Raw genomic sequence first — 14646 nt, forward strand, 5'->3', positions numbered from 1 at the left:
GAGGAAACACATGGAACGTGTTGGCATTATTCAAATGACATCGGGTCCGGATATCACTGCGAATCTGGACTTTATTGAAAAGCAATGTGCTTTGGCGAGTAAGCAAGGTGCCAAGCTTGTCCTTACCCCTGAAAATACGGTGCTGTTTGCCAACCGCGAAGCGTACCATCAACATGCAGAGCCACTTGGGAGTGGCGTGATTCAACAGCGGCTCTCTGAAATCGCAAGAAAGAACCAGTTAACACTGATTGTCGGAAGCATGCCCATTCAAACCGCAAAAGGTGTCACGACCACAACACTTGTATTGCCGCCGCACGGTAAATGCATTGCTCACTATGACAAACTGCATATGTTTGATGTCGACGTAGCCGATGGTTATGGTAGTTATCGTGAGTCGGATACGTTTATGGCGGGTAATCAAATTGTAGTGGCGGAAACCGATATCGGCAGCGTTGGATTGAGCATCTGTTACGATCTTCGTTTTCCTGAGCTTTATAAAGTATTACGCCAAGAAGGCGCGGATATCATTGTGGTGCCTGCTGCGTTTACTGCTGTGACGGGGCAAGCTCACTGGGAAGTACTATTGCGAGCTAGAGCGGTTGAGACACAATGTTGGATTTTGGCGAGCGGACAAACTGGAACGCATCCATGTGGACGAAAAACATGGGGACACTCAATGGTCGTTGACCCTTGGGGACGTATCCATAAACAGCTTCAGGATGAAGTAGGCTTATTGGTGACAGAGATAGATTTGTCACAAAGCCAACAAGTAAGGCAGAATATGCCGCTGACTCAACACAGTCGCTTTCAAAATGAATTGAGACGGAAATAAAAGAGCTAACTATGAGCACAAACCAAATAGAACAGGCACTCCTTGCCCCAAATGGTCTGACAGAACAAGACATTGCTGACACGCTTGCCAGCATTGCGACGCGCCAGATCGATTATGCGGACATTTACTTTCAGTCCAGCTGGCACGAGTCTCTGGTTCTAGAAGACAGCATCATCAAAGATGGCTCTTTTAACATTGATTGTGGTGTTGGTGTTCGTGCGGTAACTGGTGAAAAAACCGGCTTTGCCTACTCTGATCAAATTCAGCCTGAAGGTCTGAAGCAGAGTGCAATGGCGGCGCGCGGTATTGCTCAACAAGGGCAGAATGGCAAAGTCCAAGCGTTTAAACGCACCGAAAACCAAGCGTATTACGCGGCTGTGAATCCACTAGCTGAATGGGAAAAGCAGCAAAAAACAGAATTGCTCAAATCTCTAGATGCTTACATCCGCACCAAAGAACCATTGATTAAAGAAGTCTCGATCAGCATCAGCGGTGTGCATGAGCAGATGCTTGTTGCGGCAACAGACGGTACTTATGCAGGCGATATTCGTCCTTTGGTGCGTTTGTCTATTAGTGTGCTTGCACAAAAAGGCGAACGACGTGAACGAGGTAGCGCTGGTGGCGGTGGCCGTTTTGGTTACGATTTCTTTTTAACGGAAAGCAATGGTGTGAAACAAGCTTTCCATTATGCAGACGAAGCGATTCGCATGGCGTTGGTAAACCTTGAAGCAGAAGCCGCACCAGCAGGCATGATGCCAGTGGTATTGGGCTCCGGTTGGCCAGGCGTATTGCTACATGAGGCGGTAGGTCATGGCCTAGAAGGTGACTTTAACCGTAAGGAATCTTCGGTTTTCTCTGGCAAAATGGGTCAACAAGTGACGTCTTCACTGTGTACCATTGTTGATGACGGTACATTAAAAGACCTTCGTGGTTCACTCAATGTGGATGATGAAGGGGTGAATGGCCAGTACAACACGCTTATCGAAAATGGTGTGCTGAAAGGTTACATGCAAGACAAGCTAAACGCGCGGTTAATGGGTGTGAACCCAACAGGTAACGGTCGTCGTGAGTCGTATGCACATTTGCCGATGCCGCGTATGACCAACACCTACATGCTTCCAGGTGAACATACGCCAGAAGAAATCATCTCGACGGTAGAGAAAGGGTTGTATGCGCCAAACTTTGGTGGCGGTCAGGTGGACATTACTTCGGGTAAGTTTGTGTTCTCCGCATCGGAAGCGTACTTAATTGAAAACGGCAAAATTACGCGCCCTGTTAAAGGTGCGACGTTGATTGGCTCTGGTATTGAAGCCATGCAACAAGTGTCGATGGTTGGTAACGACTTAAGTATCGACAAGGGCGTTGGCGTATGTGGTAAAGCAGGCCAAAGTGTGCCAGTTGGCGTTGGTCAGCCGACCTTGAAATTGGATTCACTGACGGTGGGTGGTACTGAGTAACTCATTCGAATCGTTATAAAAAGAGCGCTCATTAGAGCGCTCTTTTGTTTTTGTGAGTCGATGTCGACTAGAGGTTCTCTTCGGCAAACTCTGCCAAGCGGCTACGAACCACGCCGTTAAGGTGAATATTCGCGCTGCCTTCAAAGTTCTTGAAGCGTTCAACCATGTAGGTCAAACCAGAGGTCACAGGGGTGAGGTAATGGGAGTCAATCTGCGCCAAGTTACCGGAGCAGACGATTTTGGTTCCTTCGCCGCAGCGGGTGATGATGGTTTTGATTTGTGAAGCGGTGAGGTTTTGACACTCATCAAGCAGCACAAACGCATTTTGAATAGAACGGCCACGCATAAAGTTGATCGATTTAAACTGAATATTGGCTTTATCGCAGATGTACTTCAATGAGCCTTCAGTGCAGTGATCGTGTTTATGTAGCGCTTCCAAGGTATCGGTCACCGCCGCTAACCACGGCATCATTTTCTCCTCTTCTGAGCCGGGTAGGAAGCCGATGGATTCACCGATGTCTGGCGTGTTACGCGTCACGATAATTTTATCGAACATGCCTTTTTCAATGGTTTGCTCCAGTGCTGCTGCCATGGCTAATAGCGTTTTACCACTACCTGCTGCACCAGTTAAAATCACTAGGTCAATATCCGGGTCAAGTAAGGCATCCAACGCCATTCCTTGGTAGATGTTTTTTGGTGTGATGTCCCAAGCCTTACGGTGCATCATGCGTTCTCGGCTCAGGTCGAGTAGCGTTAATTTGTCTTCATTGATGGTTGCCACGCGGCCAGCAAAGTCGCTGTCTTCATCAATCACATATTGGTTAATAAAGGTTGGTTCAAAAGGTTCACGACTGAGCTTGTGATAGGTTTTTCCGCCCAGCGCATAACTTTCTACTTCCTCAATATCACTCCAGAAGTCCCCCTCACGCAGTTGAAAGCCTTTGGTGAGGTATTGAATGTCGTCAATCAGTTGATCGGTTCGGTAGTCTTCAACAAAGCGTACGCCAGCGCCTTTGGCGCGCAAACGCATGTTAATGTCTTTCGTGATCAGTACCACTTCACGTGGTGCTCGTTTGTTTTGCAGATAAAGCACCGCATTGAGTATGCGGTTGTCACCGGCTTTGTCGGCGAAGGCTTTGACGGTTTCCTGCAGTTCGAAATCCGCCAAAATGGAAATGGTGCCTTGGTCGGGGCTGTCTTTAGAAACAGGAATACCTTCAGAAATTTCATCGGGCGTTGCTTCTTTAAACAAATCTTCCAAAGCGCGAATAGCCACGCGAGCGTCTCTTGCGACATCGCGTTTGCTGTCTTTGATTCGGTCGAGTTCTTCCAACACGGTCATGGGGATAACGACATCGTGTTCTTGGAAAGAGAAGATGGCAAAGGGTTCATGAAGAAGAATGTTGGTATCAAGTACAAACAGTTTCCGATCGGTATCGCCCATAGCGTCTCCTTGCCGTAATACGGCTCTGCATGCGAGTGGTTAGGTCGTTCTCAAATAGGTGTGAAGCGGCCTAACTCTGATTGCTTGCAATAGAGGTTGTCGGGCTGATGTCGGTTAGTGTGCAACCGAGTAGCAAGACAACTTACTGCAAACCCGTGTTGATCCTAATCGTGTACTAACGCGCTTAAATCATATGCAATGGTTTTAAACGCCCCTCACTAGAAGTATACGTAATATTTACGTTCTACAACTTAATAATTGGCATGAGTATTTTACAATTTGATTGCATTTATAGTTTGGGAAAAAAAGTTTCCGCTTGATGCGGTTTCGGCGTGACCTAAATCACAGCTTCAAGTAAGATTAGCGACCTTTTTCTGCGTATAGGCTACGTCCGATTTATCATGTTGAGCTGGCTTAAAAATACTCAGTTCATACTGGAATGACGAATGCTATCGGCATAGCAGAAGCCAGAATCAGATCTAAACTATTATCCATGCCTACGGGCATGAGTAGACCAACAAGAAACACGAATCAAGAACTAATAACGAGGTAGTCAATTCATGACATTTGCTTTGGGGCAGCGCTGGATTAGCGATACGGAAAGCGATTTAGGTTTAGGTACCGTTGTAGCAATGGATGCTCGTACTGTGACATTGATGTTTGCAGCGTCAGAGGAAAACCGAGTTTACGCACGTAACGATGCACCTGTTACCCGAGTCACCTTTAACGTTGGTGATGTCATCGACTGCCAAGAAGGTTGGTCTCTAAAAGTTGAAGAAGTACTGGAAGATGAAGGTCTATACACCTATTTCGGTACTCGTGAAGACACGCAAGAAACCGCCGTTGTTCTGCGTGAGATTTTTCTGAGCAACCAAATTCGTTTTAATAAACCTCAAGATAAGTTGTACGCCGGTCAAATCGATCGCATGGACAACTTTGTTCTGCGTTACCGTGCGCTAACCAATCAGTTTGAGCAGCATAAGAGTCCAATGCGTGGCTTGTGTGGTATGCGTGCAGGTTTGATCCCTCATCAGCTTTACATCGCGCACGAAGTTGGCCGTCGTCACGCACCACGCGTATTACTGGCGGATGAAGTTGGTTTGGGTAAAACCATCGAAGCGGGCATGATCATCCACCAGCAAGTGCTGTCTGGCCGTGCTGAACGCATTTTGATTGTGGTGCCTGAAACACTTCAGCATCAATGGCTGGTTGAGATGATGCGTCGTTTCAACCTACATTTCTCTATCTTTGACGAAGAGCGTTGTATCGAAGCATTCGCGGATGCAGAAAACCCATTTGATACCCAGCAATACGTGCTGTGTTCTTTGGACTTCCTACGCAAGAGCCGCAAGCGTTTTGAACAAGCACTGGAAGGCGAGTGGGACCTACTGGTTGTCGATGAAGCGCATCACCTTGAGTGGAGCCAAGATAAACCGAGCCGTGAATACCAAGTAGTGGAAGGCTTGGCTGAACGCACTCCGGGCGCACTGCTACTGACGGCAACGCCAGAACAGCTTGGTCGTGAAAGCCACTTTGCTCGTCTGCGTTTGCTGGATCCTGACCGTTTCTACGATTATGAAGCGTTTGTCGAGGAAGAAGAGCAATACGCACCTGTAGCGGATGCGATTACTTCACTTTTCTCTGGTGAAAAACTGCCTGATGAAGCGAAAAACCAGATTACTGAGTTGTTGTCTGAACAAGACGTAGAACCACTTTTCCGCATTATCGAAAGTGAAGCGGACGAAGAAGCGAAAGCGTCAGCGCGCCAAGAGTTGATCGACAACTTGATGGATCGTCACGGTACGGGACGAGTTCTGTTCCGTAACACACGTGCGGCTATCAAAGGCTTCCCTGCGCGTAACGTGCACCTGATGCCAATGGATATTCCACCGCAATACACCACGTCAATGCGTGTTGCTGGGATGATCGGCGGTAAGATGAGTTCGGAAGCACGTGCAATGAAGAACCTTTACCCGGAAGAAATTTTCCAAGAATTTGAAGGCGATGACGCAAGCTGGTGGCAGTTTGACTCGCGCGTGAATTGGTTACTTGAAAAGGTAAAAGAGAAGCGCAGCGAGAAAATTCTGGTGATTGCCTCTCGTGCAAGTACGGCTCTGCAATTGGAGCAAGCGCTGCGTGAGCGTGAAGGCATTCGTGCGACCGTCTTCCATGAAGGTATGTCGATCCTTGAGCGTGACAAAGCAGCCGCTTACTTTGCGCAAGAAGAAGGTGGTGCACAGGTTCTGATCTGTAGTGAAATCGGCTCTGAAGGCCGTAACTTCCAGTTTGCCAACCAATTAGTCATGTTTGACTTGCCGTTCAACCCTGACTTGCTTGAGCAACGTATCGGTCGTTTGGACCGTATCGGCCAGAACCGCGACATCGACATTCATGTTCCTTACCTGAAAGGTACCTCGCAAGCCATTCTTGCTCGCTGGTTTGATGAAGGTTTAAACGCTTTTGCAGAAACTTGCCCAACAGGCCGTGCCGTTTACGATAAGTACTCTGATGATCTGATTGAAATCCTTGCTTCTGGTGACACCAGCACGCTAGATGAGATCATTGAAGCGTCAGCAAAAATGAATAAAGAGCTGAAATCCCAATTGGAGCAAGGCCGTGATCGCCTGTTAGAAATGCATTCAAATGGCGGAGAAAAAGCACAACAAATCGTTGAGAAAATTGAATCAACCGACGGTGATACCAATTTGGTCACCTTCGCACTTTCTCTTTTTGATACGATTGGCTTGAACCAAGACGACAAAGGTGAAAACGCACTGATTGTGACCCCATCTGAGCACATGATGGTACCAAGCTACCCAGGCCTGCCATACGAAGGGGCGACGATCACGTTTGATCGTGATACGGCTTTATCTCGTGAAGATATGCACTTTATCAGTTGGGAGCACCCAATGATCCAGGGTGGTATCGATCTTCTGATGAGTGAAGGAGTGGGTACGTCTGCGGTATCTCTTTTGAAAAACAAAGCGCTACCAGTAGGTACCATTCTTCTTGAGTTGATTTATGCGGTAGATGCGCAAGCACCAAAACGTAGTGGCATCGCGCGCTTCTTACCGAAAACGCCAATCCGTTTGATGATGGACTCGCGTGGTAATGATTTGTCTGCTCAAGTGGAATTTGAAAGCTTTAACCGCCAGCTCAGCCCTGTAAACCGTCACTTAGGCAGCAAGTTGGTCACGTCGGTACAGAAAGACGTACACCGCTTGATCGAAGCGGGGGACGATCTTATCGAAGCGAAGGTTGAGGAAGTACGCAAGCAAGCTCATCAAGATATGCAGCATAGCTTGAATGCAGAACTTGAGCGTTTGCAAGCACTGAAATCGGTAAACCCAAATATTCGTGACGAAGAAATTGAAGCCATTGATGCACAAATTAAGGAACTCACTGGCTACATCAACCAAGCTAAAGTGCAGCTCGACTCGCTACGTTTGATTGTGGTGAGCCACAACTAAGTAAGCATTTATTGTTCATTAAAAAAGGTCTTCAGTTGAAGACCTTTTTCTTTATTTGCGGTTTAGTTTCTTTATGCGGAATGCACTAATCACTCATAGCTAACTCATTTACATCAACCATTTCCACCAGATAAATACAGCCAAGAAGCCAAACAAGTAAATCAGGCCTGCAATCGACAACCACTTCAATTTAGGTCCAACAGCCAAAGGTTCAGGTAACTCGGTTTTGCTCACTAATGTGTAATTTAGCAGAGCAAAGAATGGCGTGGTCATAAAGGCGAGGATCATCGCAAAGTTCAGCATAGGCAATAACGCAGAAGCCCAGAAAACCACAATACCTAATGCAAGTAAGGCGACCACCAGCATGATCGCCGACGTGGCTTTAGGGTTAGTGTCTGGTTGTGAGCGCAGTAGACGTTGAGAGTCAGAAATAACGCGTGAGTAGCCATCAATAACGGTAATCGTGCTGCCAAAGATACAGAAAAACGCAATTACCGCGATTAAGTAACGAGACCATTCGCCAATTGTTGCCGCATATAAGCCAACCAATTGGTGGGAGAAGCCAACGCCTGAGCTTTCAAGTGCAACGCCAGAGCCATAGAGCATCAAAGAACCTAACGATACAAAGATAATGGCAAGAAAAGCCGTGCCAATGTAACCGACATTAAAGTCAAATAGAGCAGAGCGATACGTTACTTCTTGCTGGCTTGATTGGCATTTTAACCACGCAGAGGTCAAGCAGGAGATCTCTATCGGTGCTGGCATCCAGCCCATTGTTACGACGATAAAGCCAATTGCCGCAATCGACCAAGGTGACGGTGGCTCGAAGTTGGCCACTGGCTCAACAGGGTTACCAAAGGCGATAGAAACGGCAAGTAAAGTCGCGATGGTTAACACCGACATGATCACCTTAGATAACGTATCGAGCGCTTTGTAATGGCCAGCAAATAATATGATCAGGCAGGTGACAATCACAATGATACTGAGTGATGCCATTGATAGTGAAAACGGAATGAAGTAGCCCAGCAAGCTAGCGCTAAACATCAACAAAGCGGCGGTATTGATTACGGCTGAGACCACGCTCAGAAATAGAAATAGCCATAGATAAGGCCGACCTAATTTCGCGTAGCCCTCAACCAAGGTGAGCCCTGTCCCCATGGTGTACTGTACGCCCGCTCGGAAAAAAGGGTATTTAAACAGGTTTACGAGCAGAATCAGCGCCGCCAGTTGCCAGCCATAAATCGCACCAGCTTTGGTTGATGCGACGAGGTGAGAGCCACCCACCGCAGCAGATGCCATTAATATGCCGGGGCCTAACGAACGAAAAAATAAGGAAAGTTTGGATTGGGGTTTATCTATAACGGCGGAGTCCATTGCTTATTGTCCTTTTTATTTTATGTACCTTTCTAAAGAGATACATACCGCAGTGCATGACAAGCTGAGCGCTCGCCCTATACTGCGCAACGGTAATGTCTTTTAAATGCTGTGTTTTGATGTATTTATTTTAAGTATTCTTTGCGAATATCATGCTGTGTGCATCTAGCACTCTATTCAGTTATGCGTCTTGTTGTCAAACTAAATTTACAACGTGATATTTTTAGTTTTTATGCTAAAGGATTGACTTTGTTTTATTGGTTTGAACTTTTCTTCAGCCCCCTGCATTTGGGTGCTATTTGGGTATATAATCGCGGCGTTTTTATTTTGTAGAGATCTCCCATGGCAATGCTTGAATATACCCCTCCCACCGACCCTTGGGTCGATATCGTTTTTGAGGATGACGACATTCTGGCAGTGAATAAGCCATCAGGATTGCTGTCTGTTCCTGGTCGCCTTGAAGAGCATTACGACAGCATGTGGAGCCGCCTCAAGGAGGTGCATCCAGAAATCCAAGTTGTGCACCGCTTGGATATGTCAACATCAGGGTTGATGCTACTGGCGAAAAACAAACCTGCGGAGCGAGCATTAAAAAAGCAGTTCCAATATCGTCTCACCCACAAGGTGTATTACGCACGTGTTTGGGGGCATGTCGAGCCGCAAGAAGGAAATATTGACCTTCCATTAATTTGTGATTGGCCAAACCGTCCGCGACAAAAAGTATGCTTCGACGACGGCAAGCCATCTCAAACTTTATTCCGAGTGGTGAAGCGTGAAGTGCACTCTGATGGCACCCATACGACCGTTGTGCGACTACTGCCCATTACTGGTCGATCGCATCAGTTACGCGTGCATTTGATGGCGATTGGTCATGCGATTATTGGTGATGAGTTTTATGCAACTGAAGAGGCGTATCAGTTTTCAGAACGTTTAGAGCTGCACGCTGCGGAGCTAAGTTTTTATCACCCAGCCACGGATCAGCTGAGCAGTATTTTTGTACCTTGTGACTTTTATCCTGAAGCCGAGGCGGCGATCTTTAACTATTTTTCGCCAGAACGTACATTGCCTGATTATAAAACGTTGCCACACCCTTAATGCCAACCGCAGTCAACAACGGTTCTTTCTAGTTCGCTATTTCGTTACAGTGGTTGATGTATCCTGTCTTTCAGCCGTGAACAAGGAGTTGTTATGTCTTTGCCGACCATCGTATTTTTGGACCGAGCGACCATCCCAGAACACATTGAGGTCCCACGACCTAGCTTTCAGCACCACTGGCGTGAGTACGACTTAACCGCGCCAGAGCAGGTAATAGAAAGGTTAGCAGATGCAGATATCGTGATTAGCAATAAAGTCCAGCTTGACCAAAATATATTAGAGCAACTACCACAATTGCGGATGATCGCGGTTGCCGCAACTGGTTTTAACAACGTCGATGTGGACTACTGTGCTAAGCATAATATTGCGGTTGCCAATGTACGTGGTTACGCGACGCGTTCGGTGCCCGAGCACGTGATTGCGATGCTGTTTGCTTTACGCCGAAATTTATTTGGTTACCATCAAGATATTGCCGCTGGCGAATGGCAGCGTAATAAGCAGTTCTGCTTTTTTACGCACCCAATCGGGGATATAGGTGGTAGCACGTTAGGTGTTGTTGGTAGTGGGGCGCTGGGGCAAGCGACGGCGAATCTAGCTCAAGCGTTAGGAATGACCGTGTTGTTTTCTGAGCGTAAAGGGGCGGCAGAATGTCGACCTGGTTATGTGCCGTTTGAGGAAGTGTTAAAACGCTCCGATGCGCTGACTTTGCATTGCCCGCTCAACGATCATACTCAGAATTTGATTGGTCAAGCAGAGTTGCAACAAATGAAGCCCAACGCCATTCTAATTAATACGGGGCGTGGAGGCTTGGTGAATGAGGACGCGCTGGTGGATGCCCTAAAACAGGGAGAAATCGCTGCGGCTGGTTTTGATGTTTTTACACAAGAACCAGCTGATGAGAGCAATCCGCTGATTGCCAATATGAATTTACCCAATTTGCTACTTACACCGCATGTTGCATGGGGCAGTGACTCATCGATTCAACGTTTAGCGGAAATCTTGATTGAGAACATTAACGCTTTCGAGCGCGGAGACCGCGTTAATCGCTTGGTGTAACGCTGACATTTAAGTAAAAGATAAAAAAAAGCAGACATCATGTCTGCTTTTTTCGTTAATTGAATGCTCGTTGGTATCGAATCGTCGAATTAAAACTCTTCTTCGTTCAGACCTTTTAGGATCTGGAAGATTTCGCGGTACGCTTTTGCTGGTTTCCCCGCTTTTTTCTCTTTCGCTGCTTGGCGAGCCAATTGGCGTAGACGCTGACGATCCGCCTCTGGGTACATTTCCATTACGTCATCAATGGCTTTGTCGCCTTCTTCCACCACGCGATCACGCAGAGCTTCAAGCTTGTGGAATACCGCCGTTAATTGAGAGTGCTTGTTACGAATCTTATCCAATGCCGCTTGGATTGGCTCTGGATCTTCATAACGCATCAACTTACCAATACGTTGTAATTGGCGACGACGTGCTTCGTTTTTAAAGCGTTGTGCGTCTGCAATTGCTTCTCGTAGGTCTTCGCTCAATGGAAACTTTTCGAGAACTGCAGGTTTGAGGCCGACAAGCTCCTCACCTAGCTTTTGCAGTTCTTCCATGTCTCGCTTCATCTCGGATTTGCTTACCCAGATGATCTCTTCTTCTGGTTCCCATGGCGCTTTTTGATTCTTACGTGCCATTTCAGTTGCCTGTGTTTTGATTAATATTATGACTATTTTAACAAGAATCGTGGGGAGAAAGCGAAATTCTTGTTATCCTATTGTTCATCAAAGACAAGATGTGAAAGACAATGGATATTAAACAGCAGGTTGCTGAGCAACGTACCGAGCTAGAGCAAGCCGTCGCAAGAGCCTTAAAGCTTGCATCGGCAAAATCTGACGCCGCCGAAGTCGCAATTACCAAAAGCACTGGTTTAAGTGTATCTACTCGCATGGGCGAGGTAGAAAATGTCGAGTTCAACAGCGATGGTGCGCTGGGCATTACCGTTTACCGAGGTCAACGTAAAGGCAGTGCTTCCACGTCTGATTTAAGTGAAGCTGCTATCGAGCAAACCGTTATTGCGGCGCTGGATATTGCGCATTACACATCTGAAGATCCATTTGCAGGGCCCGCAGCCAAAGAATACATGGTTCAAGAGATCCCTGAGCTTGATCTTTTCCATCCAGACGCCCCTGATCCCGATTATGCTGCCGATGTGGCGATCGCCGCTGAGAAAGAAGCGTTAAGTTATGACAGTGCAATCAAGCAAAGTGATGGCGCGAGTTATGATAGTCACTACGGTGTAAAAGTGTATGGTAACAGCCATGGCTTATTAGCAAGCTATGCGTCTAGCCGCCACAGTACCAGCTGTTGTGTGATTGGCGTTGGTCAAAATGGCGAAATGGAGCGTGATTACAGCTACACAGTGGCACGTCATCGCGATGACTTATGGACACCAGAAACAGTGGGTCGTAAGGCGGCAGAGAATACGATTAACCGCTTAGATGCGCAGCGCTTAAAGACAGGTAAATACCCAATCATGTTTGCTGCTGATGTTGCAACTGGCTTGATTGGTCACCTTGTTATGGCGATCAGCGGTGGTAACCTGTACCGTAAATCTTCTTTTCTACTTGATCATCTTGGTAAGCAAGTGCTTCCTGAGTGGTTCAATATCTCGGAGCGTCCACATGTATTACGTGGTTTGGCGTCAAGCCCCTTCGATAGCGAAGGCGTGTACACTCAAGATCGTGAGATCATCACTGACGGTGTGCTAGCGACTTACCTGTTAACCAGTTATGCCGCACGTAAAATGAAGATGGCGCCGACAGGTCACGCTGGTGGCATCCATAACTGGTACGTGAAATCGACTGGTCAAAACTTCGAACAAATGCTTAAAGAGCTCGGCACTGGTCTTCTAGTGACAGAAGTGATGGGGCAAGGCGTGAACGTGGTAACAGGTGATTACTCTCGCGGTGCTGCAGGCTTTTGGGTTGAGAACGGCGAAATCCAATACCCAGTATCGGAAATTACCATCGCTGGTAATCTGAAGGACATGTTCAATAAGATTGTTGCCGTAGGTAGCGACGTTGAAACGCGCTCGCAAATTCAAACGGGTTCAATCTTACTGGATGCGATGAAAGTGGCGGGTGAGTAAGTTCTCCTAATTCAGAATTAAAAAAAGCCTGATGTGTTCATCAGGCTTTTTTGTTTTTGCAGTTAGGTAATCAGTATTGTGGCAAGCCCTAAGAATACTGATAAACCAATTACATCCGTTACGGTCGTTAACGCCATACCACCAGCTAAAGCTGGGTCGATGTTCATTTTCTTTAAGAGGATTGGAATCGTTACTCCGGCAACCCCAGCGACCAATAAGTTAGTCAGCATCGCGGCGGAAATGATTCCCCCTAGCATCCAGTTACCTTTCCAAGCGACAACAATACCGCCAATAATCAGCGCCCACATGATGCCGTTGAGTAAACCGATCGAGGCTTCTTTCATCAACAGTTCTCGTTTGTTCGAGTCACCGATATGACCAAGAGCAAGACCACGAATTACTAGTGCGACGGTTTGGTTACCAGCGACACCACCCATGGAAGGAACAATCGTCATCAATACGGCAATGGCCGCCATCTGGTCTAGCGTGGCTTCAAACATGTTAGAAACAGAAGCGGCAGCGAGTGCGGCCAACACGTTGGCCCCAAGCCAGATACTGCGTTTGCGAGCTGATTTTACAACGGGTGCGAAGGTATCTTCGTCATCGTCCATACCTGCCATACTCATCATCGAGTGCTCGGCATCTTCACGGATAACGTCAACTACGTCATCGATAGTGATACGGCCAACGAGATGCTGATTCTCGTCTACGACAGGAGCAGAGACCCAGTTACGACGTTCGAACAGACTAGCAACATCTGAATCACTGGTATCGACAGTGATCGCTTCGTCAGCATCTTCCATGATGTCGACAATTTTGACATCAGGCTGGGTCGTGATCAGCAGAGTAATGGGTAGTTCACCAATCAGTTTGCTTTCTTCATCAATGACATAAAGTGCATCCGTTGCTTCTGGTAGTTCACCTTTCATACGCAGATAACGTAAAACCACATCCACATCTACGTCACCACGAATCGTGATAACGTCGGTGTTCATCAGTCCACCTGCAGTGTCCTCTGGGTAGGACAGGGCGGTTTCGACACGCAGACGGTCAGAGGAGTCCATTTGCGACAGGACTTCGCGTGACAGGTTGTCTGGCAAGCTACGCAGTACATAAGCTACGTCATCGGTATCCATGCCTTCTGTCGCTTCTGCAAGCGCTTCTGGTGCCATTTTGGATACGAGACTATCTTTGACGTCTTCGTTCAGTTCGTCGAGAATTTCACCGTAGTCTTCAGGGTCGGTGAGTTGCCAGAGAACTTCACGGCTTTTTCGTGGAGAGGCTTCTAAAAGGTGAGCGATATCCTCAGGTTCCATGTCCTGTAACTGACGACGAACATGGACGAAGCGGCCATTTTCTAGCGCTTCTGTGACTTCTTGGAGGGCTTGGTGAGCTTGGTCGAATTCAATTTGCTCTGCCATTCATTCCTCCCAATTCCTGATATTTACAATGCGTTGAATAATAACTTAATTCTAGGCGCCTTTTAATAACAACTTATGATACTAAGCAAATTTATTTCTTGGAGCTGTGAGGGGAAGGAGAGTGAGAGGTAATAAAAAAGCGAGTAAATTACTCGCCTTCATCAAATTTATCTTCGATTAAGTGGCAAACGGCATCCAGTGCTTCTTCTGCTTGCTCACCCGCAGCGTGGATTGTGACGTACTGTCCTTGAGCAGACTCAAGCATTAATAAACCCATTACGCTGTCTGCTGTGGCGGTTTTGTCTTCTTCATTGTCGATAGTGATGACCGCTTCAAAGCTCTGGGCCAGTTCGACCAGTTTGACGGCTGCGCGAGCATGTAAGCCAAGGCGATTTTGAATCAATACTTTACGACTTAACTCCACAG

The 14646-nt window shown here is 47.1% G+C and carries 11 protein-coding genes; 6 read left to right on the forward strand and 5 right to left on the reverse strand.

Going from position 1 to position 14646, the window contains the following annotated elements; all coding sequences use genetic code 11:
• The first annotated feature begins 10 nt into the window (after positions 1-10).
• Positions 11-832, forward strand: a complete 822-nt coding sequence (locus NDJ01_RS02055) for a carbon-nitrogen hydrolase family protein (protein WP_258586161.1) — start codon at positions 11-13, stop codon at positions 830-832.
• Between the two features lie 11 nt (positions 833-843).
• Entirely contained in the window at positions 844-2289 is a 1446-nt protein-coding gene (gene tldD / locus NDJ01_RS02060; RefSeq protein WP_006742345.1) for a metalloprotease TldD, read from the forward strand.
• 67 nt (positions 2290-2356) lie between these two features.
• Here tldD and NDJ01_RS02065 read toward each other — a convergent pair whose 3' ends face one another.
• Positions 2357-3733: a PhoH family protein gene (locus tag NDJ01_RS02065; protein WP_258586162.1), complete on the reverse strand. Its 1377-nt coding sequence runs from the start codon at positions 3731-3733 to the stop codon at positions 2357-2359.
• 560 nt (positions 3734-4293) lie between these two features.
• Here NDJ01_RS02065 and rapA point away from each other — a divergent pair.
• Positions 4294-7203 (forward strand): RNA polymerase-associated protein RapA, encoded by a 2910-nt coding sequence (gene rapA, locus NDJ01_RS02070; RefSeq protein WP_258586163.1) that lies wholly within the window; start codon positions 4294-4296, stop codon positions 7201-7203.
• 108 nt (positions 7204-7311) lie between these two features.
• Here the strand turns inward: rapA and NDJ01_RS02075 are convergent, their stop codons facing one another.
• Positions 7312-8577 carry an NRAMP family divalent metal transporter gene (locus NDJ01_RS02075; protein WP_258586164.1) on the reverse strand — a complete coding sequence of 422 codons (1266 nt, stop codon included), beginning with the start codon at positions 8575-8577 and terminating at the stop codon, positions 7312-7314.
• Positions 8578-8919: 342 nt separating this feature from the next.
• Between NDJ01_RS02075 and rluA the strand changes: the two genes are divergently transcribed.
• Both rluA and NDJ01_RS02085 read left to right on the forward strand, forming a co-directional pair.
• Positions 8920-9672: a bifunctional tRNA pseudouridine(32) synthase/23S rRNA pseudouridine(746) synthase RluA gene (gene rluA, locus NDJ01_RS02080; RefSeq protein WP_258586165.1), complete on the forward strand. Its 753-nt coding sequence runs from the start codon at positions 8920-8922 to the stop codon at positions 9670-9672.
• A 93-nt stretch (positions 9673-9765) separates the two neighbouring features.
• Positions 9766-10728, forward strand: a complete 963-nt coding sequence (locus NDJ01_RS02085; protein WP_258586166.1) for a D-2-hydroxyacid dehydrogenase — start codon at positions 9766-9768, stop codon at positions 10726-10728.
• Positions 10729-10817: 89 nt separating this feature from the next.
• On the opposite strand, the gene yjgA is transcribed toward NDJ01_RS02085, so the two are convergent.
• Complete coding sequence (gene yjgA / locus NDJ01_RS02090; protein WP_005396253.1) at positions 10818-11345, reverse strand: ribosome biogenesis factor YjgA; 528 nt, start codon at positions 11343-11345, stop codon at positions 10818-10820.
• 110 nt (positions 11346-11455) lie between these two features.
• Here yjgA and pmbA point away from each other — a divergent pair, with 110 nt between their 5' ends.
• Entirely contained in the window at positions 11456-12799 is a 1344-nt protein-coding gene (pmbA, locus tag NDJ01_RS02095) for a metalloprotease PmbA (RefSeq protein ID WP_005396252.1), read from the forward strand.
• Between the two features lie 62 nt (positions 12800-12861).
• On the opposite strand, the gene mgtE is transcribed toward pmbA, so the two are convergent.
• Positions 12862-14220 carry a magnesium transporter gene (gene mgtE, locus NDJ01_RS02100; protein ID WP_006742352.1) on the reverse strand — a complete coding sequence of 453 codons (1359 nt, stop codon included), beginning with the start codon at positions 14218-14220 and terminating at the stop codon, positions 12862-12864.
• A gap of 148 nt (positions 14221-14368) precedes the next feature.
• Positions 14369-14644 carry an HPr family phosphocarrier protein gene (locus NDJ01_RS02105; RefSeq protein WP_005396244.1) on the reverse strand — a complete coding sequence of 92 codons (276 nt, stop codon included), beginning with the start codon at positions 14642-14644 and terminating at the stop codon, positions 14369-14371.
• Positions 14645-14646 lie beyond the last annotated feature (2 nt).

Origin of the sequence: Vibrio sp. HS-50-1, from assembly GCF_024747315.1 — a bacterium.
GTDB lineage: Bacteria > Pseudomonadota > Gammaproteobacteria > Enterobacterales > Vibrionaceae > Vibrio > Vibrio diabolicus.